Source organism: Streptomyces sp. NPDC007025, from assembly GCF_042869455.1.
Taxonomy (GTDB): domain Bacteria; phylum Actinomycetota; class Actinomycetes; order Streptomycetales; family Streptomycetaceae; genus Streptomyces.
This window is the reverse complement of record NZ_JBIAFT010000022.1, coordinates 46369-68713: the sequence shown is the minus strand read 5'-3', so window position 1 is coordinate 68713 and position 22345 is coordinate 46369. Positions and strand designations below refer to the sequence as shown.

The 22345-nt window shown below is 68.8% G+C and carries 22 protein-coding genes and 1 pseudogene; 10 read left to right on the top strand and 13 right to left on the bottom strand.

From position 1 onward, the window contains the following. Positions 1-490 precede the first annotated feature (490 nt). Complete coding sequence (locus ACFYMO_RS31280; protein WP_388550764.1) at positions 491-2092, top strand: restriction endonuclease; 1602 nt, start codon at positions 491-493, stop codon at positions 2090-2092. Positions 2093-2272: 180 nt separating this feature from the next. Here the strand turns inward: ACFYMO_RS31280 and ACFYMO_RS31275 are convergent, their stop codons facing one another. From ACFYMO_RS31275 to ACFYMO_RS31255, 5 genes are all read right to left on the bottom strand, one after another. Then, entirely contained in the window at positions 2273-2986 is a 714-nt protein-coding gene (locus ACFYMO_RS31275; protein ID WP_388550762.1) for a hypothetical protein, read from the bottom strand. Positions 2987-3950: 964 nt separating this feature from the next. Next, positions 3951-4811, bottom strand: coding sequence for a hypothetical protein (locus tag ACFYMO_RS31270; protein ID WP_388550760.1), 861 nt, complete (start codon positions 4809-4811; stop codon positions 3951-3953). Positions 4812-5183: 372 nt separating this feature from the next. Then, positions 5184-5414 (bottom strand): hypothetical protein, encoded by a 231-nt coding sequence (locus tag ACFYMO_RS31265; RefSeq protein ID WP_388550757.1) that lies wholly within the window; start codon positions 5412-5414, stop codon positions 5184-5186. 116 nt (positions 5415-5530) lie between these two features. Continuing rightward, on the bottom strand, positions 5531-5833 hold the full coding sequence (locus ACFYMO_RS31260) for a hypothetical protein (protein ID WP_388550754.1): 303 nt from the start codon (positions 5831-5833) through the stop codon (positions 5531-5533). Then, positions 5823-6362 (bottom strand): bifunctional DNA primase/polymerase, encoded by a 540-nt coding sequence (locus ACFYMO_RS31255; RefSeq protein WP_388550768.1) that lies wholly within the window; start codon positions 6360-6362, stop codon positions 5823-5825. The genes ACFYMO_RS31260 and ACFYMO_RS31255 overlap by 11 nt, the downstream gene beginning before the upstream one ends. 398 nt (positions 6363-6760) lie before the next feature. Between ACFYMO_RS31255 and ACFYMO_RS31250 the strand changes: the two genes are divergently transcribed. Continuing rightward, positions 6761-8017 (top strand): hypothetical protein, encoded by a 1257-nt coding sequence (locus ACFYMO_RS31250; protein WP_388550751.1) that lies wholly within the window; start codon positions 6761-6763, stop codon positions 8015-8017. Here ACFYMO_RS31250 and ACFYMO_RS31245 read toward each other — a convergent pair whose 3' ends face one another. The 3 genes from ACFYMO_RS31245 to ACFYMO_RS31235 all read right to left on the bottom strand — a co-directional run bounded on the left by ACFYMO_RS31245 (position 8018) and on the right by ACFYMO_RS31235 (position 11727). Continuing rightward, positions 8018-8917 carry a phosphotransferase family protein gene (locus ACFYMO_RS31245; protein WP_388550748.1) on the bottom strand — a complete coding sequence of 300 codons (900 nt, stop codon included), beginning with the start codon at positions 8915-8917 and terminating at the stop codon, positions 8018-8020. 1221 nt (positions 8918-10138) lie between these two features. Further along, positions 10139-11311: a DUF6596 domain-containing protein gene (locus tag ACFYMO_RS31240; RefSeq protein ID WP_366772933.1), complete on the bottom strand. Its 1173-nt coding sequence runs from the start codon at positions 11309-11311 to the stop codon at positions 10139-10141. 8 nt (positions 11312-11319) lie between these two features. Then, the gene (locus ACFYMO_RS31235; RefSeq protein WP_276477825.1) at positions 11320-11727 is read right to left on the bottom strand and encodes a YciI family protein; all 408 of its coding nucleotides are present in this window, start codon (positions 11725-11727) and stop codon (positions 11320-11322) included. Positions 11728-12150: 423 nt separating this feature from the next. Here ACFYMO_RS31235 and ACFYMO_RS31230 point away from each other — a divergent pair, with 423 nt between their 5' ends. Next, positions 12151-13251, top strand: a complete 1101-nt coding sequence (locus ACFYMO_RS31230; RefSeq protein ID WP_366772934.1) for a branched-chain amino acid aminotransferase — start codon at positions 12151-12153, stop codon at positions 13249-13251. Between the two features lie 49 nt (positions 13252-13300). On the opposite strand, the gene ACFYMO_RS31225 is transcribed toward ACFYMO_RS31230, so the two are convergent. From ACFYMO_RS31225 to ACFYMO_RS31215, 3 genes are all read right to left on the bottom strand, one after another. Then, positions 13301-14407 carry a hypothetical protein gene (locus ACFYMO_RS31225; protein WP_388550744.1) on the bottom strand — a complete coding sequence of 369 codons (1107 nt, stop codon included), beginning with the start codon at positions 14405-14407 and terminating at the stop codon, positions 13301-13303. Positions 14408-14797: 390 nt separating this feature from the next. Then, complete coding sequence (locus ACFYMO_RS31220) at positions 14798-15733, bottom strand: universal stress protein (protein ID WP_366772936.1); 936 nt, start codon at positions 15731-15733, stop codon at positions 14798-14800. Positions 15734-16144: 411 nt separating this feature from the next. After that, positions 16145-16384, bottom strand: a complete 240-nt coding sequence (locus tag ACFYMO_RS31215) for a chaplin (protein ID WP_019354585.1) — start codon at positions 16382-16384, stop codon at positions 16145-16147. A gap of 355 nt (positions 16385-16739) precedes the next feature. On the opposite strand from ACFYMO_RS31215, the gene ACFYMO_RS31210 reads away from it, so the two are divergent. The 5 genes from ACFYMO_RS31210 to ACFYMO_RS31190 all read left to right on the top strand — a co-directional run bounded on the left by ACFYMO_RS31210 (position 16740) and on the right by ACFYMO_RS31190 (position 19670). Beyond that, positions 16740-17141, top strand: a complete 402-nt coding sequence (locus tag ACFYMO_RS31210; protein ID WP_019354584.1) for a rodlin — start codon at positions 16740-16742, stop codon at positions 17139-17141. Between the two features lie 495 nt (positions 17142-17636). Next, positions 17637-17873: a chaplin gene (locus ACFYMO_RS31205; protein WP_019354583.1), complete on the top strand. Its 237-nt coding sequence runs from the start codon at positions 17637-17639 to the stop codon at positions 17871-17873. Between the two features lie 162 nt (positions 17874-18035). Beyond that, positions 18036-18617, top strand: a complete 582-nt coding sequence (locus tag ACFYMO_RS31200) for a chaplin (protein WP_366772938.1) — start codon at positions 18036-18038, stop codon at positions 18615-18617. 216 nt (positions 18618-18833) lie between these two features. Continuing rightward, on the top strand, positions 18834-19112 hold the full coding sequence (locus ACFYMO_RS31195; RefSeq protein WP_366772939.1) for a hypothetical protein: 279 nt from the start codon (positions 18834-18836) through the stop codon (positions 19110-19112). A gap of 147 nt (positions 19113-19259) precedes the next feature. Next, a complete protein-coding gene (locus ACFYMO_RS31190; RefSeq protein ID WP_019354580.1) occupies positions 19260-19670 on the top strand; it encodes a rodlin in 411 nt (136 codons plus the stop codon). 132 nt (positions 19671-19802) lie between these two features. Here the strand turns inward: ACFYMO_RS31190 and ACFYMO_RS31185 are convergent, their stop codons facing one another. Next, positions 19803-20291: a hypothetical protein gene (locus ACFYMO_RS31185; protein WP_388550737.1), complete on the bottom strand. Its 489-nt coding sequence runs from the start codon at positions 20289-20291 to the stop codon at positions 19803-19805. Between the two features lie 252 nt (positions 20292-20543). Between ACFYMO_RS31185 and ACFYMO_RS31180 the strand changes: the two genes are divergently transcribed. Continuing rightward, on the top strand, positions 20544-21038 hold the full coding sequence (locus ACFYMO_RS31180) for a DUF5949 family protein (RefSeq protein WP_366772941.1): 495 nt from the start codon (positions 20544-20546) through the stop codon (positions 21036-21038). An 87-nt stretch (positions 21039-21125) separates the two neighbouring features. On the opposite strand, the gene ACFYMO_RS31175 is transcribed toward ACFYMO_RS31180, so the two are convergent. Next, complete coding sequence (locus tag ACFYMO_RS31175) at positions 21126-21671, bottom strand: carboxymuconolactone decarboxylase family protein (protein ID WP_019354577.1); 546 nt, start codon at positions 21669-21671, stop codon at positions 21126-21128. A 19-nt stretch (positions 21672-21690) separates the two neighbouring features. Between ACFYMO_RS31175 and ACFYMO_RS31170 the strand changes: the two are divergent. Continuing rightward, positions 21691-22228: pseudogene (locus tag ACFYMO_RS31170) on the top strand (MarR family winged helix-turn-helix transcriptional regulator). Positions 22229-22345: the final 117 nt, after the last annotated feature.

The window sequence follows — 22345 nt, the reverse complement described above, 5'->3', positions numbered from 1 at the left end:
CAGTACCGACCCCGGCTCATCGACGGCTGCCTCGCCGAGACCGGTCTCGCCATCAGCCCCTGACCGGAGGCGACACCACGAGTTCAACCTCAGTAACCAGCCCATTAGACTTTCACCGCAGCCGATAATTCGGGATGACGGGGTCGTGCCAGATCCGTGCCAGGTCGTGCGGGGAGCCACGGGGAGTGGCGGGTAACAACGAGTCAGCCCGTCATGCCTCACAGCAACTTCGCCGCAGGTCAGGCCCGCGGAGAGCCCGAGATCACCTTAGCTTCCCAAGCTGATGGCTCAGCAGTGTGCTCACGGGCCGGGCGTAGTTCCTCTGGCCGACGACACCTCGACAGCGTGGCTGAGGGCAGTAGGGGTGCAGTGATGCACGCGCGCCTGATCGGTCGGCAAGCCCGCGTGACGTCCCTGCTGGGCGTGATTCTGCGATGTGGAATGGGAATGCAGCCCTGTGGCGGAGTAGGGCCAGGGGAGGGGTAAACAGGTGGCGCAACGGGGCAGCGGCCGAGACAACGACTATCAGCGGCAACAGCAAGCTTTACGGCGTGCCCAGGAGCAGCGGGCGCGACAAGCGGAGCGGGAACGCAAGGCTGCTGAGACGGCCAGCAAGCGGCAGGAACGCGAGCGGAAGGCCGCCTATCAGGAACAGCAGGCCGAGCAGGCGCGGGTTCGCACAATCGGGGTCGAGCACGAGGTCGAGCAGCTTGGGCAGTTGCTCCGTGACGCGCTGGTTGGGGATCCGCCGACGACCTTTGAGCGCCGGCGCAGGACTCACACGCCGCAGAAGTTGGACGAGCGTCCTTGGTCTCGTCCGGAGCCTTCCCCGAGATGGGAGGAGTTCGCACCACCGGAACCCGGTGGCCTGGCTGCTGTCCTTGGTCTTGGCAGGAAGCGCTATGAGGCTGAGGTTGCAGAGGCGCGTGTGCGGTTCGGCGAGGCACAGGATCGCCACAGGAGGGCCGAAGAGAAGCGGCTGGCAACGCTGGAGCGGAAGCGTGCCGAGCACCGCCAGACCGAAGCGCAAGCCCTTGAGGAGGTGGCGACCTTCAACGCAATGTTGGATGAGGAGCGCGAGGCGTACCGGGCCGGGGAGCCCGCGGCGGTCGAGGCTCATCTAGGGGCCGTTCTGGATGCGTCGGTGTACCCGGTGGGCTTCCCACACGAGCATCGAATCGCCTTTCGACCTGCCACCGGTGACGTACTCATTGAGATCCACTTGCCGCCTGAGGCGATCGTTCCAACCACGCGGGGCTACCGGTACGTCAAGAACCGAGACGAGACGACCGTCCTGCCTCGTCCGGAGAAGGAACGTAAGGAGATCTACGCCTCCGTCCTGGCACAAGTCGCCCTGAGGACAGTCCATGAGGTCCTGACGAGCGACCCAGACCGGATCGTCAATGGCGTGATCCTGAACGGCCATGTGAAAACCATCGACCGGGCCACCGGTCAGGAGGTCTCACCCTGCCTAGTGACGCTCAGCGCCAGCAGGGAGCAGTTCGGGAAGCTCCGTCTCAGTCAGGTTGATCCAGCGCAGTGCCTCAGGGGGCTTAACGCCCTGGTGTCGCCCAACCCCTACGATCTCGAACCGATTCGTCCCATCGTCGAGTTCGACCTGTCAAAGTACCGGCTCATGGACAGCATGGATGTAGTCGCCGGTCTGGACAGCAGGCCCGTGCTGGTGAAGCTGACGCCCACCGAGTTCGAGCACCTGATTCGCCAACTGTTTGAGGCGATCGGCATGGAGGCTTGGAACACCCAGGCGTCAAAAGACGAGGGCGTTGACGCGGTGGCCGTCAGCAAGGACCCGGTCTTCAACGGTGAGTGCATCATTCAGGCGAAGCGCTACAGCAAGCTCGTGGGTGTTGAGTCCGTCCAGGCGCTCGCCGGAGTGGTCGAGCACAAGCGTGCTGCCAAGGGGGTCTTGATCACCACGTCGTGGTTCGGCAGGGCCAGCCACGACTTTGCCCGCCAACATGGTCGGCTCCAGCTCATCGAAGGACCGGAACTCAAGTACCTGATCAAGGAACACCTTGGCAAGGACGTGATCCCGGGCCCGGTTCCCCCGAAGAGGCGCCCCTCGCGCTGAGGCTGCGGGCGACCCACTCAGACCGAGGAGCTGGGCCGTCCCTGGGCCGTCCGAGGTCGCTCAGCAGTGGCCAATGATGACCAACGACGACCACCAGGCGCACGGGCCCACTACTCCTGAGCTGCAAAAACCCAGCTCACCAAGATCCCCGACAACACCCAGGGCAAGAAGACGGGAGGCTCACGCCTCTGCCTTACCGTGAGGGCCTGGGCTCCCCAACGCCTTAGCCACAGAGTTGATTATCTGCTGGGCCGTCTCCAAGCCGTGGTGTGCCATCTCCTTGGTCTTGCCGATGGACCGGATCCGACGGTGCCGGTCCCCTGGCTTCTCCGGAGCTTTGAGATCCAACTCGTGCACGATCTCGTTGCGCGCAACGAAGAGGAGCTTGAGCTCACCGATCCGCTTGCGCAGCTTTGCGTCTGTCACTCCCAGCGCGCCAGCAACCTTCTGGACCTGCTCCGCCGACTGCAGCGACGACCCAGTCAACTCGTACACGTAGTCATCGATCAACGCACCCCGCGGATCACCGCTCGTCAGGTATCTCGCCAGAAACCTTGAGGCCTGTTCGTGGGCCAGACGAGCTTCCGCATGTGTCTGAAACTTGGACGCAGCCTCCTTGTTGACGGGCAACAGCGCAGCCAAGGTGTCTCGGATGAGTTGCTTCAGTGCCGAGTCGATTCCTGCACCCGCGAAGGTGAGCGCAGCTCGCAGGAGGTCTTCCTCGTTGGACGTAAGACGCCCTCGTAGATCGCCGCCTTCTTCGCGACGCGCTAACCGAACGATCGCCAGGTTATCCAGAACCGCCTCGACCGAGTCGTAGGCCGACGCCAGAAACCGCTGGGACTTGTCGGTATTGGGATGGAACCAGGCTGCGGAGAGTCCGTCGAGTTGCATGGTTGATCATACGAGGGATGTGCCTAGCGGCCTCCACATTGCGAAGCAATCTCAGCCAAAGGATGATCCGAGCGGCTACGTACCGGATCACCCGCCCCCGGAGAGGTGTAAGAGGGACACAGCAACCTGAGTGTCTAAATGCGGGACAGCGAACAATCGTGGGCGTCAGCGACCATCAGCGCAGGTGACAAGCGCAGCAGCCCAGGGACGGCGAGCGTCCCAAGTTGCTGCGGGACGAACAGCCTACGGAGTCGGGTGGCTTCGTCCTCTCTCCGGGGGGAGGGGAAGACGATGGCCAGCGGGCCTGCCGAACGCTGTGGAGCTGTACAAGTCGGCATAGCTGGTGGCGTTGGGCCGACCGGCCCGAGGAAGCTTTGGAAGTCTGTCCGACTCCCGAACTGTTCCGCTGACATCCAATGCCGACATCAACGGTCTTGGACGGTGGCGGCACTCAGCAGCCCAGCACGACACCGGTTCGCCAGGCAGGTACCCGCCAGGGCAAGGGGAGATCGAACTCCTAAAGCGGGTGTCGGCGTGAGCCCCGACATCCCCACCGCGCGACATCTGTTCTTACATGCAGCTCGGGTGAGGCGGTGGCCGGCGAGCGGGGGCATACGCGCGCCTGGTCATTCGATGTTCCCTCCGTCGTCGCGGGCTTTCTCCGGCTGAGCTCAGTGCAGCGAGGACGCTGCGGTACAGCAGCGAAGTACAGCAACCCCTGCAAGCACAGGCAGCCCGCACCAGCCCCGCCACAGGCCCCAGTCGGCCCACCCACCGACCACCCCGCCCGTAGTCACGGGCCAGAAGGTCTCCGAGAATCATCAGTGCCCGCTTCTCTGAGGAACCAGAGAAGCGCAGTATCCGAGCGAGTTCCGCAACGCAGGGCCCCGCATCAGGTTTGATGTCGAGCGTAGAACTTGATCAACGGCAAGTGTACTTGAAGGCCTTCACTACCACCGGGGGTTCATGTCAGCCTTCGAAGCTCCAAACGAGCGCGATCATCTGGCACGCAGATCCGTGCAGCCTCGAACTCCTCGGGCCCCTCCAGTGTCAATCCGCAGAGCCCGCACTGATAGATGTCGGCGGCTATGCCTTCGTCCACGGACTCAAGCATCACCAGACCGATGCTCGTACAGGCAGGGCAGGGAACCCGCCCCACTATCCCTCCAGGCTCACCCGTTTCTTTGTGGATCCCGCTGGCAAACCACTCTCGACGGAGCCCCTTCAAGGGTACCTGCGCTTGTTCGATGACGTCTTTGGGCAGCCCCGCGAAGCGGTCCTCGAACCGATGCAGTGCCTGACGGATGCGGACCTCTACCTCACGCTCTACGCGTTCGCGTTGATGGTCGACGGCGATCCGAGCGGTATCGATCCATCGGCCCCAGAACGACTGGAGAGGTTCGCCCAGGTCCTCCTGAAGGGCTCCGACCGTCCGCGCCAGAGTGGCAAGCAGGGACTTTGCCTCTTCACCGCCTGTTGAATGGGCGACTCCGTTCCGGAGATCGATCAAAAGATCCAGTTGCCGGTCGACCGACAGGACTCCGAGCACTCTGAGTCGACTAATCGCCTCCCCAGCTCCGATCGTCCGAACCTTACTTGCCGCGCGATGCCCACCAAGGTGGAACAGCATCTCAGCACTGCCGCGCATCTCGACGATGTAGATCGGGTTCTTCGAGACCAGGGCTGCCTTAGCCAACCGTTCAACCGCGACGCCAGCGTGCAGGGCAAACTCGTCGTACTCGCGGCGCCCATGGTCGTCCATGGCCTTGTGGGCGGCCTTCTTGGCGCCCTCAAGGAAGCTCTCGTATGCAAGGGGATCGACCATGGCAGTACGTTAGCTCCGCCTGTAGCGACAACGCGACCGATTCCGGTGCATGTAGAACGACTACCCCAGCGGCCTGAAACCACCACCTGCACAGTCCGCCTGCACACTCGCTGGGGCGGTTCGGCGCACCACAACTGCACCAGATCGAGCGATGAACAGCAGGGAATCACGGTGAACGCAGCCGAACCGGATGAGCGCGTCCGCCGAGTTCAGCATCCGAACCAACCCCACACAGTCACAGCTTCCCAAGCTCATTGCTCAGCAGTTACGTAGGTGGCTCGTCGTTCGGCTCGGGCTGCGGCGCTGGGGCGCCGGTCCCGGCCGACGACGAGCCACCTTTGCTGCTTGGCACGCTTGTTCGCCGAGCGGTTGCTATGCCGCTGAACTGTCAGCAGCACCTCCGAGCCCCGACTCGCCGTCGTCCGGCCATACCATCTCCGCCGTCAGCCCAGTTGTCAGCAAGTCGGCCAGCAGCCGCGCCGCGTCCGGACGTACCGTGCCGAGGGTGACGACGCCGTCCCCGAAGACGTTCACGTCTGCCTTGAGCCCCGGCAGGTCCACATCCAGGCCGACCGCACGCAGCACCTCCGCGAGGCCATCCACAGCGCGCTTGCCTTCCGCCCAGCCGCGTACATACGCCACACCTGGGGTGAGGCAATCCGCAGGTCGAGCGCACACGCCCTTGGGGTCCGTCACGTCGTCCACCTCATCCGCTCTGCTCAGTCGTTCCGCTGCCGACGGCCGTTCGTGCCCGTGCCCGGCACCTCGTACGTGCTCTCCAGCGCCCGCCGCAGCAGCTCCGTCAGCCGTTCTGCCGTCTCCGGCGAGATGCGGCCGAGCTCGATCAGCCCGTGCCCGAAGGCGTTCAGGTCGGCACGCAGATACGGGAAGTCGCGTTCCATCCCCGCGGCGATCAGTACGTCCCGGAGCCCAGCGACGGCGTCGCGCGCCGCATACCACTCCTCGCTGTCGAGCGGAGACCAACTCGCGCTGTCGCCGCTGTGTTCGTGTTCAGCCGGCATGGGTGGCCTCACCTTCCACGGAGGCGGCCGTCTGCTCGCGGCCATATCGGTCCGCCCGATCCACGACAGACGACGCGGCAACGAACATCGCGGCCAGCGCCGCAATACGCGAAGGGGACGCCTCCGGTCGACGCATCGGAGCCCGGAGCCAGATGTAGCGATCCCCCGTCAGCGGCATCGGCCCGGGAACGACCACTACCGAGCCCTCACCCAGATAGCGGTACTCAGGTGCTTCGTCCGCCGACTCCTGCCGGACCATGCGGCCGAACGGTTCGCGGGCCCAGGTGGGGACGAAGAAACCGACCTGTCCGGAGGCGCGGTCCGCCATCACGGGCCCGAGCGGCATACCGTGGCGCTGGAGTTGGTCGAACGTCTCCAGCCCGACCCGCTGTCCGACCACCACGACGTCGAAGAAGCGTCCGGCCGGAAACGCGTAGGGGCGTCGAGGGTCAACCAGCCAGGCTTCCCGGCACTCGTCCGGGTCATCGGCTGCGCAGGAGATCCACTGAACTCCCCTTCTTGTCATCATCTGCACGTCGAATCACCTCAGTTGGTCCAAGCCCCAGCCGTTTGGCCGCGTTGGAACCACCTTCGGCCGCACCGCCCTGAGCTGGGCAGATGACGAGAGGTGACGGGGGATGACGTGTCCTCCAGCCCCGCGTCACCCTGGATCATCTACCGAAGGAGGCAGGAGGTCTGCATTACGAGCAGACAGCGCGGCATCACATTCCGTAGATTCGGAGAGGCCAGCAGGGCATCGCATCTGGTCGGAAGCGCGGGGAGGCGATCAGAACGGAAGCGAACCGGTCCTTTGGGGAACTCCTCCGCGCGGCTCGCAAGGCCCGCGGCTGGGGACAGCTCCGGCTCGTCAGCGAAATGCGACGGTGCGCGAAGCGCCACGGGAAGGCACTCCCGTCCGACCACAGCGTGAAGCGCCGCATCGCAACCTGGGAGAACGGGCACAGCACGCCCGACGAGTTCTACGGGGCACTCATCTGCGAGGCGCTCGACATCGCTCCGGCCGAGTTGGGGCTGAGTGCCGCCGCCGGCCAGGACTCCCGCTTGCTGGAGACACGTTACCCGCCGACCCCGGAGGAGGCGTTTCAGACCGTCAGCCAGTTGTGGCGCGCTGACTTGCACGGCTACGAGCCGCTGTTGCTCTCCGAGGCGTCGCAGCACGCGTGGAGCGAAGCGTCTTTGCGATGGCTGGTTGCACCAGATCCCTCGTTCCCGTCGAGCGCCCGCACGGATGGCGCACGGGTGGGACTGGCCGACGTAGCGATGATCAAGACGACCAGTGACATGTTCGCCGAGATGGACGACCGGTTCGGCGGCGAGCATGCGCGACAGTCCGTCGTCCAGTACCTCAGCCGGGATGTGGCGCCCCTGCTCACGGGCCAATACACGGAAGCTGTCGGCCGAGCGCTGTTCTCGACAGTCGCGGAGTCCACGCTGCTGGCCGGTTGGATGTCGTACGACGCGTGTCACCACGGCCTTGCTCAGCGGTACTTCCTCCAGGCGCTCCGTCTCGCCCAGGACGGCGACGACCGCCGGTTGGCGGGGAGCATACTGTCCGCGATGAGCCACCAGGCCACGTTTCTCGGCAACTACACCGAGGCCGCGACACTCGCCCGAGCCGCACGTATGGGCATCTCTGGCGTGGCGACACCGACCCTGATGGCCCAGTTCCACGCGATGGAGGCCCGCGCCCTTGCCCGTACGGGTGACATCCGCGCGTGCGAACAAGCACTCAGCGAGGCCACGAAGGCGCTGGAGAGCCGCAACAGCAGCGACGAGCCGGAGTGGATCACCTACTTCGACGAGGCCGAGTTGGCAGCCGAGGCCGCCCACTGCTTCCGCGACGTGAACAGCGCCCGCCGAGCCGTGGCCCATGCTGAGAACGCCATGAGCGGCAGCCATGTGAGGAGCGACTTCTTCGCGACCATGGTCCTTGCCGACGCCCACCTTCGGGCCGGAGATCCCGAGGAGGCGTGCCGCGTAGCCCTCGACGCTCTTGATCTTGGAGAACAGCTCAAGTCTGCGCGCTGTGTCAGCTACCTCAAGGAGTTCCGGGACGGCCTGTCGGCAGTGGGAGAGACAGCCGCTGTCCGTGCCTTCCGCGAGCAGGCGAATGGGCACCGGCTGTGGTCCGCTGCGGAGGGACAGCGCGACGGAAGCCGCTGATCAGTACGGCTGCCAATCCTTCCGGCTGCCTCCGGTCCGGATGCTGTCGACCCGCCGGGGGAACTCTTCCGCTGCCCTGCTGTTCGTCGTCACCTGGTGCCCGAGCCACAGCGTCATCATCAGCTCGCGCACGTCAGCCAGCACCGGGTAGCCCGGCCAGTTCATCAGGTCGAATCCGTAGTGATGCACGAAGGACTCGTACTCGGTCCGCGTGTGCCAGCCGAAGCGCTCGTAGTAGAGGGAGGTGAGGACCAGGTCCCACTCACGAGGAGCCAGCGCGAAGCCGTCGAGGTCGATGAGGACAGCGCGCCCGGCCCGGTCGCGGAGGCAGTTCCCGACGTTGGCGTCCCCGTGGATCATGCCGAACGGCAGCACGAAGTCCAGACGGTCATACGCCTTGTTCAGCTCTCCGGCCCGCTCCTCCAGGAAGGACCGGTCCCCATCCGAGACGCCGCTGCCGAGACCACGCAGCGAGTCCCACACCTTGCCGAACGGGTCGTAATGCGGCAGCCCCAGCGACTTCGGCTCTTCCAGCCAGTGCAGCCGCTTCAGCAGGTCGGCCAGCTCGTCCAGCCGGGCGTACTCGACTTCGTCCTGAAGGTTCACCCAGTACGTGACGACGCGGCCACCGATGACGGCCGGCTGTTCCACGTCGCCCAGCACGCGCGTGGCGGGGAAGTCCTCCGTCTCCAGCCAGCGTGCGACCCCTACAGCCCGCTGCATCTCGTCCAGGGCATCGGTGTCCCGCGCGATCCGGACGATCACAGGCGCGGTCGACAGCCGGTACACCGCGTTGGAGCCCAGGCGCAGCAGTTCCGCGCCCGTAGGGTCGAGCCCCGCCGAGCGGCACGCCTCCCCCAGCACCGCGCCCGCCGACTCAGCAGTGAACTCCGCCGTCATGCTCGCGCCTCCCCGCCGCATAGATCATGTCGACGGTATCGCTTCGCAGCCGCCGCCCACAGGGCGCCCACGGCGTATACGCGGCGTGACGTACCCCCCAAACCAAACCGATCAGCACGCCGACCTGCGCAGAAGCAGGGAAGCACGTCGGCCTCCGGAGCCGTGTGCGCAGGTTCGAATCCTGCCGGGGGTACTTTGAATGAAGTGCCGAAAAGCCCTGTGACTCATCATCGTGATAGTCACAGGGCGTTTGTCGTATACGCGGTTCGTGATGACCCGAGTCGGCAGCAGTCCGCTGAGGTGGTCACGTCGCGGCGGTGTCAGAGGCGGGCCGGTGGTAGACGAGCTCCGTCCAGGCCCTCTCGTGACACAAAACAGTCCCCGGAGTCCTCATCGTTGCCATCAACCTCGGTCGTCGCCGAGGCTCCGGCACCGGGGGGCTTCGGGGGCCTCGCCAGATCCTGCGGGATCTCCTGCCGATAGACGTCTCTACCGACGGTGGGATTCTCCGGTTTTCTGGTCTGTTTCCCAGTTTCCACGCCATCTGACCCGTGTCAAGCGACCACCGCAACGAGGGGCGTTGAGCCTGGTCAGGCCCTCTCTTTAACCGTCGGCAGGCCGCGCGGAGCCCGGCCCGAGGAGGAGGTGTTCCCCGGCGACGAGGGGACTCGACAACGACGGGGCCCGACGAAATCGCCAGGCCACCTGGAGATAGGACATCCGGGAAGAGGTGGTGTCATGACGACGGAGGCGCGAACGGATTCGCGGGGTCGTCGGGGTCGTGAAGATCGACGCCTTGACGCTCCAGCTCCTGCATGGCGGAGCCGATCTCCCGCAAGCATGAATCGCACAAGGTCATGCCGTCCTCGAGGCCGGTCGCACCACATTTCTTACACGTACCCATCTGCCAACTCCCCACCGGCCCCAGGCCTTTGAGTGCTACTGCGCCACACACAGAAGGTGAAAAATACCTCACTGCGCGTATCAGCGGCAGGTTGTTTGAAAGTCGGATCCCAGTCTGTGGCTGGAGTCCGTCCCGGCCGGTCACCTGTGGCTCCACGGTGAGGCACGTCGGCAACTTCACCGTGCGGCTCCGCACCGGGCAGAGCGGAGCTCTCACCGAACCGACAGCTCAGCACAGACGTGAGTGGCCCGGCGTTCGGACCGGGTCGCGGCGGCACTGCCGGATCGGACTGTCGGCAGCAGCCGACGCGGAAGCCGTCACGGAGCGGAGGCGTTGAGGCGGGCGGCCTGGCGGGTCAGGTGGTCGCGTTCGGCGAGGTTGGGTGCCTTGCGGGCCGCTTCGGCGTACAGGCGCGCTGCTGTCGCCCGGTCGCCGGCGCGCTCGTGGAGGTGGGCGGCCACCGCGGTGTGGCGGGGCAGGGAGTCGTCCAGAGCGGCGAGGGCGGCCAGTCCGGCGCGCGGGCCGTCGGCCTCGCCGACGGCGACGGCGCGGTTGAGCCGGACGATCGGGCTGTCGGTGAGGCGGGTGAGTTCGTCGTACCACTCGAGGATCTGGATCCAGTCGGTCTCCTCGGCAGTGGGTGCGTCGGCGTGGAGAGCCGCGATGGCGGCCTGCGCCTGGTATTCGCCGAGTCGGTCGCGGGCGAGAGCGGCCTGAAGGATGGCGATGCCCTCGGTGATCGCCCCGGTGTCCCACTGCCCGCGGTCCTGCTCGGCGAGTGGCACCAGGCTGCCGTCGGGCGCTGTCCTGGCGGCTCGCCGGGCGTGGTGGAGCAGCATGAGAGCGAGCAGCCCCGCCACCTCCGGATGGTCGACGGCGGCCGCGAGCTGCCGGGTGAGCCGGATGGCCTCGGCGACGAGGTCGATGTCACCGCTGTAGCCCTCGTTGAAGACGAGGTAGAGGACGCGCAGCACGGTGGCGAGGTCGCCGGGCTGGTCGAACCGTACTCCGGAGACGGTGCGCTTGGCCCGGCTGATGCGTTGGGCCATGGTCGGTTCCGGTACCAGGTACGCCTGGGCGATCTGACGGGTGGTCAGCCCACCGACGGCGCGCAGCGTGAGCGCGACCGCGGACGACGGTGTCAGGGACGGGTGGGCGCACAGGAAGTAGAGCTGGAGGGTGTCGTCCGCGGAGCCGGCGGGGCCGGCGGGCGGTTGCTCCTCGACGAGGTCTTCGCGTCTGCGGCGTGCGCTGTCCGCCCGGGTGGCGTCGAGGAACTTGCGCCAGGCCACGGTGACCAGCCAGCCCTGCGGGTCCCGCACGGGGGACCCGCCGCCGGGAGAGTCCTGCGGGGAGGAGTCGGGCCAGACGCGGAGCGCCTCGATGAGCGCTTCCTGCACGGCATCCTCGGCCGCCGCGAAGTCGGCTCCGCGGCGGACGAGGATGCTGAGCACGCTCGGTGTGAGGCGCCGGAGCAGGAATTCGTCCATCTGTCAGGTCACTCCGTGACGGTGGGCGGCTCGGTCAGGAAGGGGCGCAGTTCGAGCCACTCGTGGATGGGCTTCCCGCCCGCGCCCGGTGCGGCCGACAGTTCCCCGGCCAGTTCGACGGCACGCTCGTAGCTGTCGACGTCGATGGCCATCCAGCCGGCGATGAGGTCCTTGGTCTCGGCGAAGGGACCGTCGGTGACCGGCGGGCGGCCCTCGCCGTCGTAGCGGACGAATGTCCCTTCGGGAGCGAGTGCCTGGCCGTCGACGAACTCGCCGGTCTCCTGCAACCGCGCCGCGAAGTCCTGCATGTACTTCATGTGCGCCGAGATCTCCTCCGGCGTCCACTGGTCCATGCACACGTCATTCACTGCGGCCGGGGCGCCGCGGTAGTGCTTGAGCAGCAGGTACTTGGCCATCGTGGTCCTCCTCGGTGCGGACGCGGCTCTTGGCGCCGCGTTCACAGTCTGTCGGGCTTCTGCTGAGTGTTCACAGCTTGTTCCGCATTCACAGCCTGTCCGGTGTTCACAGTCTGTTCCGCGTGTACAGCTTGTTCCGGGTTGTTTCCGTCTTCGCCCCGGGGACGGTGCCGGTCCCGGGTTCTCGACATCCCTCGCCGGGATCGTCCGAGATTCTTTCGGCTGTCTCTGAGGAGCCCGGGCAGGTGGGCTCCGGCCGGGGCCTTGACTGCGTCGGGTGGCCGGCTGACCCGTGCTGGCCGTGGGCGCTGTACGACGTACGGAGGGACGCCGCGCCGTGCCGCGGGCGAGCGGCGTCCGGGCAGGGTCGGGCGACTTACGATGCCCGTTGCCGGTCGTGCCGTGAGGCGGGAGGAGCCGAGGGTGAGTGCGGAGTTCGCAGTGGTGCGCAGTGAGCGGCCCGTGGGTGAGGACGCGCGCGCCTCGATCCTGGCGGCGCCGGGGTTCGGACGGTACTTCACGGATCACATGGCCTCGGCGACCTGGAGCGCGGAGGCCGGCTGGACGGGGCACAGGGTCGGCCCGCTGGAGCCGTTCCGGCTCCATCCGAGTGCGGCCGTGCTGCACTACGCGCAGGAAGTCTTCGAGGGGCTGAAGGCGTACCGGCACGACGACGGCAGTGTGTGGCTGTTCAGGCCGGACGCGAACGCGCGGCGGTTCGCACGGTCCGCGCGGCGGCTGGCGCTGCCGGTGCTGCCGGAGGAGGACTTCGTCGCCGGTGTCACCGCGCTGGTGCGCGCGGACGAGCCGTGGGTGCCGGCGCCCGCGGGCGAGGAGAGCCTGTATGTGCGGCCGTTCATGTTCGCCTCGGAGGCGTTCTTGGGGGTGCGGCCCGCGGCCCGGGTCGAGTACGCGGTGATCGCGTCACCCGCGGGACCGTACTTCGCGTCGGGGGTCACCGGGGTCACCCTGTGGGTGAGCACGACGTACAGCCGCGCGGCGGAAGGCGGTACGGGTGCCGCCAAGTGCGGCGGAAACTACGCCGGGAGCCTGGTGGCGCAGCGGGAGGCCGCCGAGCACGGCTGCGACCAGGTGCTGTACCTCGACAGCGCCGGAAAGGGGAACCTGGAGGAGTCGGGCACGATGAACCTCTTCCTGGTCACCTCGGACGGCCGTCTCGTCACTCCGGAGCTGGGCACCATCCTGGAGGGCGTCACCCGGGACAGTCTGATGGCGCTGGCCGACCAGCACGGGCTGACGGTGGTGGAGCGCTCCGTCGGGGTCGGCGAACTGCGCGCGGGGATCTCCGACGGCACGTTCGTCGAGGCGTTCGCGGCGGGCACGGCCGCCGTGGTCACTCCGATCACCGGGTTCAAGGGCGAGGACTCCGAGGGTGGCGGCTACGCGCTCACCGTGGGCGGGGGAACCCCGGGCAGGAAGACGCTCCAGTTGCGGGAGCATGTCCTGGACATCCAGTACGGCCGCGCCGGTGACCGGCACGGCTGGCTGCACCGCGTGTGCTGAGCCGCGTCGCCTGGCCCGGCCATGTCCAGGATGCTTTTCGGTGGCGGCCTCACCGCGAGTCGACCAGGGCGTATTTCGCCGAGAGCACCGCGGGGCGTCCGTGCTGCGGCAGGTGGGCGAGCGCCTGACCGTGGAAGGTGCTGACCACACAGTCGCGCGGTGTCGCGTCGTAGACGGCTTCCTCGTCGGACGGGGTGATCTGGTATCCGGGTCCGGTGACGCGCAGCCGCTGTTCGTGTGCGAGGGGCACGACCGCCAGCACTCCTCCTCCGGCGGTGCGCAGTGCGTAGCTCTCGCTGTGGCTGGGCAGCGTCGGTACGAAGCGTCTTCGGGCGTGCTCCGGGCCCAGTTCGTCGTCGCGGTTCCGGTAGATGCGGCGGGCTTCCTCGGTCACGGCGTTGGGGGCGAGTGCCGCCGCCTCTCCGGTGCCGCCGGTGCGCCACAGGTCCTCGTAGGTCTCGGGGACATCGTGCGGGCGCAGGGCGCCGCTCCTGGTGGAGATCCCGGCTTCGGCCGCGAGGCCGGAGCGGGTCGTGGAGATCCGGGGCAGCTTTCCGGCCTGGAGGGGCAGCGCGGCGTGCAACCGCCAGCCGGCCGCAGGGGCGCTGTCGTGTCCTCCGGTGGTTCGCGACGGCGCGTCCTTCGCGTTCCGGGCGAAGACCAGCACGGTGTTCTGCGGTTCGGGGGAGGTGCGGGTGGCCGTCACCATGAACCACCGGGCTCCCGCGGGGATGTGGAACTCGGGCTTGCGGAAGCTGGTCGGACGGGCGAACGCGGCGCGTTCGGCGCGCGGCAGCGCGCCGTACTGCTCGTAGCCCGCCGTCGCACGCTCCAGCGCGTTTCCGGCAGCGACGTGGGCCAGCAGGGCGGCGTCCCGGTGCCGGTCGGCGCGGGTCGCGACGCGCTCGTAGTGGTCGAGGATCCGGCGGGCCTGTACGGCGGTCACGGGGGCGCGCGGATGCGGAGGTCCACCGGTGCGGCCGTCACCGCCGCGGGCACCGCGGTCGGCCGGTGCGGGACCGTCCGCTCCGGGGAGGCGCCCGCCGGCGCAGCCCGCGGTGGTTCCGGCGAGGAGTACCGCGGCCAGGACGGTGGCGACGGCGGTCCGGAGGCGGTGGGACAGCCGCCGCGTGGGCGGACGACAGCAGGCACACATGGCGGAGCTCCTGGTGCGGGTCCGAGGGACGGTCACGGTCCGGGGGCCGGGAGGGACGGACGCCGAGGGGCCCGTACCTCCCGGTCCACGTTCCGGCAGGATGCCTCAACGGCCTCGTCGGCTCAGCGGATCGGGCGGAATTCGACCTTGGACGGCTGACCCGGCACGGCCGCCGTGGCCGGTATCGTTCGACGGGCTCCGCCCTTCGGTGCACTGCTGCACCGTCGGGGACATGGCAGGCGTCCGGTCGCGCACATCCTGCGACCGCAGCGCGCAATGTGAGTGCAGAGGAGCAGGCCGCCCCCGGGGAAGGCATGTTGACTCCGACGTGTCAGGCGCCGTCCCTGGTGCCACCGGGCCACCGGATGCCGCCGCTCGGCTCCGGACCGTTCACTGCCCCGTCTGCCCCGGCCCCCTGTGGTGGCGGTGGCTCGTCCCGTGCCGGTGCTCGCGATCCGTTCTGACGACCGCCACGGGACAGTACGCGTGGTGGAGCACCGCCTGGCTCACCGACCCGAGCAGCAGCCCTGTGAAGCCGCCCCGGCCGCGGGCCCCCACGACCAGCAGTTGCGCCTCCTCGCTGGCTGCGATCAGCGCCTGCCGGGTGTACTCCTGAACGAGCCGCGGCGTCACCCGGACGCCGGGGTACTGCTCGCGCCGGGCGCTGATCGCGGTCGTCAGCACGCGCTCCTCCTCGGCGCGGTAGAGGTCCACGTCGTAGTAGGTGGGCACCTGGATGCTCGGTCCCGCCGCGACCGGTCCGGTCCAGGCGTTCCAGTTGTGCAGTGCCACGAGTTCGGCACCGCGCAGGGACGCCTCCTTGAAGGCCCAGCCGACGGCCGCGTCGCCCACCTCGGAGCCGTCCACTCCGAGCACCACCGGCCCGGTGGGGTGCTTCCTGCCGCGGGTGACCAGTACAGGGCACTCGGCGTGCGCGGTGAGGTAGACGGCGACGGAGCCGACCAGCAGTCCGGTGAAGCCGCCGAGGCCGCGGTCCCCGACGACGACGAGTTCGGCGTCGCGTGACTCGGCCGCGAGCACCGAGAGCGGCTCCCCCGCGACGACCGCGTGGCTGACCTCCACGGTCGGCTGGGAGCTCTTCGCGCGCGCGGCGGCCTCCTCCGCGGTGCGGTGGGCGAGATTGCGCAGCCCGCCCTCGGGCGGACCCATGGCGGACGGGCCGAGCGGGACCTTCATCGTCGGCCAGACGAACGCGTGCACCACGTGCAGCGAGCCGCCGCGGTGCTTCGCCTCGCGGGCGGCGACGTCGACAGCTTCCAGACTCGACGGAGAACCGTCGACACCGACCACCACGGTCCCGCTCACGACGGCGCTCCCTTCCGGGGCCCCCACCCGCCACCGCACTGCGGCGCCGTGGTCGGGTGCGTCCCTCCTGCGTCACTCCAGGCATACCGCCCGCGGGCCGGAACGGCAGCGGCAGATGGCCCGAACGGGCGGCCCGGGCGCCCGGGCGCCGGGAGGGAAAGCACGCACGGCCCCGCACAGGGCGGGGCCGCAGGGCGGGTAGGAGGGCGAACGGGGACTCGACCGGAGGTCGGGACCGGGGCCGGACCGACGGCCGGGCGGAAGCCTGACCGATCGGTACCCCGCGAGGTCCCCGGCCGGTGTCAGTGGTCCTCCCGGGCCGGGGGCCGGCGGCGGCCCCACCGCGGAACGGCAGGCCGCGGATCTGCGGCATGCGGCGGCATTCGGCGGCGGGGAGGCGTCCGTCGAGAATCAGCGGCTGACGCCGAGGTTCCCGAAGGCGGGGTTCAGCACGCCGACGACGTTGATGGTGTTGCCCACGACCTGCACCGGGACGGAGACGGGCACCTGAATGACGTTGCCCGAGACCACGCCGGGCGAACCGGTCGCGGCGCCGGTGGCACCCGCGTCCGCGAAGGCGGAGCCGGAGGCGGCGCCCACCGCCATCCCAGCGCAGGTGAGAACCAGGGCGGCCTTCTTCGGGGTCTTCATGTGCGTTCCTCCACAGGGTTGTTCACGGCCCCGACTTGGCGCCGCGGACTGGTGAACGCGGCGGTGCCGGCGGGGGCACGGCCGGGAGGCCGCCGTCCACCGTTCGGCCGACGGGGCGGCCGAACCGTCCCCGCGCCCGGGCCGGGCGAACAGGCGGGCCCGGCGAATCATGCGGGCGCATATGGCGAACAAGCGGGGTGAACAGGCCGAGCGAACAGACCGGACCGATGAAACGAGTATCGGATCTGGGCAGGTCAGAGAGTCGTCGTCCGGGTGAACCTGCGCAACCAACCCCGAGTCGCCGAGTTGTCCAGTGCGCTCCGCGTCTGAGCTCCACATCAGGATTGGACTATCAATGATCAAGAACGCGTTGGCCACGGCCGCCGCCGCCACCGCCGTCGTCGGTGTCGCCGCCCCGCAGGCCATGGCCGTCGGCAACGACCACGGCACCACGACCGTGAACGGCAACGGCGCGTCCCAGATGTACGGCAACTCGGCCACCTACGGGAACTGGAGCCCCCAGTTCGCGCTCATCCAGGGGTCGCTGAACAAGCCCTGCATCGGCCTGCCGCTGAAGGGCAACGTCGGCTCGCTCGTGGGCCTGGTGAACGTCGCCGTCCAGGACCTCAACGTCCTGTCGAACCCGCAGAACCAGCAGTGCGTCGAGAACTCCACCCAGGCCAAGGGTGACGAGCCGCTCTCGCACGTCCTGAACGACATTCCCCTCCTCTCCGGAAACGGTGCCGGCAACCGCTGAGGCGGTTCCCACCGCGGCCGGAGCGGAACGCGGGCAACGGGCCCGGGGCGCAGTGCGCCCCGGGCCCTGCGCTGTTCCCAGGCGCTCTTCCGGCCTTTTCGGCCTTTCCATCCCTTCCGGCCCCGCGCGACTCTTCGCCGAGCGGGCGAACCCCTGAGCGGGCCGAAAGCACCGGCTGACCCCACCGAGCCGGGAGACGCTGCGGGGCGGCGACCTGAATGCGTGCCTTCGGAGACGTCGTCCGGGAATCAACAGCCCGGCCGGCGGCCGGAGTCGGTGTTCCCCACAGCAGGCGGCATCCGGAAACCCGTCCGACCGGGCCGGTCGCACAATTAGGCCGTCCGAGGGATAAGAGCCGGAATTCTGCATAACTCGTGTCGTACGGAACGCGGCATCGTTACGAATGGCAGCAGCGGAGTTGCGGGCGATGAGCCAGCACTCGTGGACATACGAAATCCGTGGTCCAACGAAACCCGCTTAAGAAAGGACTCCCACGTGAAGTACACGAAGGTCGCGACCGTCGCCGCCGGCACGCTGATGGCCCTGGGCACCGCCGCCGCTCCGGCCCTCGCCGACTCCGGCGCCCAGGGTGGGGCCGCGAACTCGCCCGGCGTCATCTCGGGCAACGTCATCCAGGTTCCGGTCCACGTTCCGGTCCAGGTCTGCGGCAACACCATCGACGTCATCGGGCTGCTCAACCCGGCGTTCGGCAACACCTGCGTCGCCGACTGACACTCCCCGCCCTCGTGAGCGGGAACCAGTTCGGACCGGCTCCGGTGCGTGCGGCGTGAGCCCGCGCGCCGGAGCCGTCCGGTCTCCTGAGACGCGGACGGAGACCGCGGGTCTTCCGCACCGTCCGCGCCTTCCGCACCAGAATGAGAGCAGGAAGAGACCATGCGAAAGGTCTTGAGCAAGAGCCTCCTGACCGCTGCCGCGACGACGGGGGTGCTCGCCGCAGCCGCCGGGTACGCACAGGCCGACGCGGGAGCCGGCGGTGGCGCCGCCGACTCCCCCGGCGTGCTGTCCGGGAACGCGGTACAGGCCCCGGTGCACATTCCGGCCAGCGTCTGCGGCAACACCGTGGACATCGTCGGTGTGCTGAACCCCTCGTTCGGCAACAGCTGCGCCAACGGGCACCACGAGACGGTGACCCCGCATCACCCGCCGCGGTCCGAGCCGCCGCGGCAGACCGAGGAGGAACCGCCGGAGCGCCCCGAGGGACGCACCCCGGACAAGCCCGCGGAGAAGCCGGCCGAGGAACCCGTCGAGGAGCGCGCCCCCGAGCAGCCGGAGATGCCCGCTGCCCCCGTGGAGGAGGCCGCCGCCGAGACTCCGGTGACACCGCAGAGCAACGAGGCGCCCGAGGCGCTGGCGGAGACCGGCTCGGAGAGCGCCTGGACCGTCGGGGCCCTCGGTGCCGCCGCGCTGCTGGGCGGCACGGTGCTCTACCGCCGTTCGACAAGCCGCCGCGTCTGAGCGGACCGTGTCCGCACGCGTCCGGCACCTCGGCAACGGCGGGGCGAAGGAGACGCGAAGGAATCGCGGAACAGTCCACAGGGCTGTTCCGCGATTCTGTCTGCGGCTTTCCGCGGGTCGCTGCGCACCGCTCGCAGACACAGGGCTTCTCCCCGGCGGTCCCGTTGTCGGAGCTCCGCCGGAAAACCGAAAACGTACCGGGAGAAGAGAAACCCCATGAAGTACACCAAGACCGCCACCGCCGTCGCGGGTACGGTGCTGGCGCTGGGCGCCGCGACGCCCGCTTCCGCCGACGCGCCCCCGGTGGGCCCGAATTTCAGCCTCAACGGCGCTCTCGACAAGGCTCTCGCGAGCGGTGAGCTTCTCACCTATCCCCCGGTCGGCGTCAAAGGCCCGCAGGTGGACGCCCTCGTGAATACCGTCGAGGAGACGACGAAGAACGGGGAGCTGACCAGCGACCAGAATCTGCTCGGCGGCCTGCCGCTACTCGGGTGACCGGTACCGCCTGGCGAACGGATTTCCTCGTCACGGGGGATTCCGAGGATTCACCATTCAGGTGAAAAAGAACAACTCATGAAGCGGAAGACAGTTGAACCCGACGTCCCAGACTTCCGCACTCTTCGAAGAGGAACGGTAATACCCATGATGAAGAAGGCTCTGTCCACCGCTACGGTGGCCGTTTCACTCGTCGGCGTCTCCGCGCTGGCCGCCCCGCAGGCGCTGGCCGTCGGCAACGACACCGGCACCACCTCGGTGAACGGGAACGGCGCCGACCAGAGCTTCGGCAACGCCGCCACCTACGGCAACGGCAGCCCGCAGTTCCAGGCCGTCCAGGGCACCCTGAACAAGCTCTGCGTCGGTGTGCCGGCGAAGGTCAACGTCGGTTCGCTGGTGGGCCTGGTCAACGTGGCCGTCCAGGACATCAACGTCCTGCACAACCCGCAGAACCAGCAGTGCTCGGACAACTCGACCCAGGCCAAGGGCGACGACTCGCTGTCGCACATCCTGGACGACATCCCGGTCCTGTCCGGGAACGGCGAAGGCAACCGCTGAGCCACCGGGCCCCCGGCCCGACCGCGGTCCGCATCCCGCGGATCAGCACGGAGCAGTTCCGTACATGAAGAAGCCACCGGCATCCAGCCGGTGGCTTCTTCATGTGGGTGCCGCCACTGCGCGGCGCCGCGCTCAGCTACGCGGCAGCGCGCTGATCACGCCGTTGGCGACAGGACCGACGAGCGGGAGTTCACCCAGGGAGGCACCGCGGGCGAGCGGTCCGGTGAGCGCCGCGGTGCTCACCGCGCGGAAGTCGGCGACCTGGGTGCCCACGGCGTTGTCCAGGGGGTCCGTGCCCGTATTGGCCAGCGGGTCGAGTTGCAGGCCGGTGACCGTCTCCAGAGTCCTGGCGAGGGCGATTCCGGTGCCGCGCACCGTCTCCCTGGCCGGCGCCGCGAGGCCCTCGGCAGCGGATCGGGCTGCGACGGCGCCGCCCTTGCCCGCCGCGTCGAGGTTCTCGGCGACACCGCTCTTCTCGGCCGTGCCGCCGTGTTCCGCCGCCATCGCCGCCTGGCCGCCCGAACCGAGCGCGGCGGCCCCGAGGACCGTCGCGAGGAGTCCGGCCCGCAGGAGGACGCGCTGGGAGGGGGCCCTGTGACGGGCAGGTCGGGAGTTCAGCATGTGTCACCACCGAGTAAGAGGTCGTGCGGAAGGCGGGACAACAACATGTCACCGCATGACTCCATACAGTAGTCGACCGGTTCCGTCGGGCTCCAACCCGGCCGGGGCACGGCCGGGGTACCGGTGTCAGTGCACTGATGACGCACAGGCGAGCGAACCTGCCCCCGGTGGCGTACTCACGGGCCGGAGAGTGGTCATTGCGGGTGATTCGGGTGCCGTCGGGGTCCGCGGTCGCCACTAGGGTGCCGATCCATGACCTCCCCCCATGCCGCCCCGGGCGGCATCCAGCAGCAGCAGTTCGGCACCCTGACCGTGATCGGCTGGGCGGGCGAGTACGAGGACGGGCGGGACATGGCCTTCCTGCTCGCCTACTCGCTCGGCGACGGCGCGGACGGCCCGGAAGCGGCCTCCCGCGCGATGCGGCAACTCGCCCAGGAGGTCGGACTGCCGGTGGGCGAGGTGGTGGACGCGGCCGAGAACCGCAACTTCCCGGTGACTCTGCTCGTCGAGGGCGGACAGGCCGTGCTGCGGATGCCGAAACTGACGGCGCAGTACGTGGCACCGCCCCAGTGGCTCGCGGCGGCGCAGGAGCGCGGACTCGTCTACTTCATGCTCGCGAGCACTCCCTGGCCGCAGGCGCGTCCGGGGCTCGAGATCGGGGAGCAGGCCCTGCGGGAGTTCGTCAGCGAGGAGATGATGTCCACCGCCGCCCACTGCATGCTGCCGGTCCGGGGTCTGGCGAGCTGAACCCGGGGCCGTCCGGCCGCGCTCACGCGCGGCCGGACGGCGGACGGCCGGACAGCGGACGACCGGCCGGCCGCAGCGGAGCAGCAGTCAGGCACACGCTTCCAGTTCCGCGTCCACAGGGGCGCCGGTGAGCCTGTTGGCGAGGGTGGAGAGGGTGTACGCGCCGATCCCCAGGACGACCTCCAGCGCCTGCTCCGGCGTGTAGCCGTGCGCAGCGAAGGCTTCGAGCGCCTCCTCTCCGACGTCCCCCGCCCGGTCCAGCACCCGCAGGGTGAACACCCGCACGGCCTCGAGGCGTTCGTCGGGGAGCGGGCGGGCTTCGCGCAGGGCCGCGATCAGCGCCTCGTCCGCGCGCAGGGCGCGCAGCTTGCGGGTGTGCATGGCGACGCACACATGGCACCTGTTGCGGGTCGCGACGGTGAAGACGACCGTCTCGCGCGCCTGCGGTTCCAGACTGGTGGCCTCGAAGGCGGCGCTGATCCGCATGAACGCCTCCAGGGTGTGCGGCGAGGCGGCAAGGCGTGCCACCGCCGCCGGCAGGAAGCCCAGGCGCTGCCGGGTGGATTCCATGACCCGGCGCGAACCGGCGGGAGCTGACTGCGGGGTGAGATCCGTGAAGGCGGATTCGGGCACGGCGGGCCCCTCTCCTAGAATGGTCAACGTGGTTGTCGAAAAAAAGGTAAACCAGGTTGTCGAATATGTCGAGTGCGGGCCCCGCCATGGCTGACCGGGAACGGTGGGGCTTCGAGCTGCCATTGCTGCTGTTCGCCGGGTTCCGCTCGCTGATCGACCAGCTGCACGCCGAGTTGGCCGACCACGGACACCCCGAACTGCGCCCTGTGCACGGCTTCGCGATGCAGGCCGTGGGCGGGGACGGGGTGACGGCGAGCGAACTGGGGCGACGACTGGGCGTCTCCAAGCAGGCGGCGGGCAAGACGGTGGACCGGCTGGCGGCACTGGGCTATGCGGAACGGGTCTCCGACCCCGGGGACGCACGGCGCAAGCTGGTGCGGCTCACACCGCACGGCCAGGACGCTCTGGTGCTCTCCGGCACGGTCTTCGAGGAACTGCGCGGCCGATGGGCCGACCGGTTGGGGCAGGAGCGCCTGGCAGAGCTGGAGGACGCGCTGGAGACCGTGGTGGGGCCTGCCGCGTTCGGCCTGGACGCGGCAACATGGTTCGGGGACTGACCAGCGGCTCCGGTCCCCGGCCACTCCTCCGGCGGAAGCGAAACCCGCCCCCGCGCTCACCCGCCCCCGCGCTCGCGGCTGTGCGCGGTTCGCGCCCAGCGCCTGGCGGCGCCCTGC

What these genes read in the sequence shown, in the direction of transcription:
- ACFYMO_RS31270 (WP_388550760.1), bottom strand. Translation starts at nt 4,811, where the DNA reads ATGGTCGATCCCCTTGCATACGAGAGCTTCCTTGAGGGCGCCAAGAAG.
- ACFYMO_RS31215 (WP_019354585.1), bottom strand. Translation starts at nt 16,384, where the DNA reads ATGAAGACCCCGAAGAAGGCCGCCCTGGTTCTCACCTGCGCTGGGATG.
- ACFYMO_RS31260 (WP_388550754.1), bottom strand. Translation starts at nt 5,833, where the DNA reads ATGCCGGCTGAACACGAACACAGCGGCGACAGCGCGAGTTGGTCTCCG.
- ACFYMO_RS31190 (WP_019354580.1), top strand. Translation starts at nt 19,260, where the DNA reads ATGATGAAGAAGGCTCTGTCCACCGCTACGGTGGCCGTTTCACTCGTC.
- ACFYMO_RS31180 (WP_366772941.1), top strand. Translation starts at nt 20,544, where the DNA reads ATGACCTCCCCCCATGCCGCCCCGGGCGGCATCCAGCAGCAGCAGTTC.
- ACFYMO_RS31275 (WP_388550762.1), bottom strand. Translation starts at nt 2,986, where the DNA reads ATGCAACTCGACGGACTCTCCGCAGCCTGGTTCCATCCCAATACCGAC.
- ACFYMO_RS31235 (WP_276477825.1), bottom strand. Translation starts at nt 11,727, where the DNA reads ATGGCCAAGTACCTGCTGCTCAAGCACTACCGCGGCGCCCCGGCCGCA.
- ACFYMO_RS31225 (WP_388550744.1), bottom strand. Translation starts at nt 14,407, where the DNA reads ATGTGTGCCTGCTGTCGTCCGCCCACGCGGCGGCTGTCCCACCGCCTC.
- ACFYMO_RS31210 (WP_019354584.1), top strand. Translation starts at nt 16,740, where the DNA reads ATGATCAAGAACGCGTTGGCCACGGCCGCCGCCGCCACCGCCGTCGTC.
- ACFYMO_RS31185 (WP_388550737.1), bottom strand. Translation starts at nt 20,291, where the DNA reads ATGCTGAACTCCCGACCTGCCCGTCACAGGGCCCCCTCCCAGCGCGTC.
- ACFYMO_RS31240 (WP_366772933.1), bottom strand. Translation starts at nt 11,311, where the DNA reads ATGGACGAATTCCTGCTCCGGCGCCTCACACCGAGCGTGCTCAGCATC.
- ACFYMO_RS31255 (WP_388550768.1), bottom strand. Translation starts at nt 6,362, where the DNA reads ATGATGACAAGAAGGGGAGTTCAGTGGATCTCCTGCGCAGCCGATGAC.
- ACFYMO_RS31200 (WP_366772938.1), top strand. Translation starts at nt 18,036, where the DNA reads ATGCGAAAGGTCTTGAGCAAGAGCCTCCTGACCGCTGCCGCGACGACG.
- ACFYMO_RS31195 (WP_366772939.1), top strand. Translation starts at nt 18,834, where the DNA reads ATGAAGTACACCAAGACCGCCACCGCCGTCGCGGGTACGGTGCTGGCG.
- ACFYMO_RS31245 (WP_388550748.1), bottom strand. Translation starts at nt 8,917, where the DNA reads ATGACGGCGGAGTTCACTGCTGAGTCGGCGGGCGCGGTGCTGGGGGAG.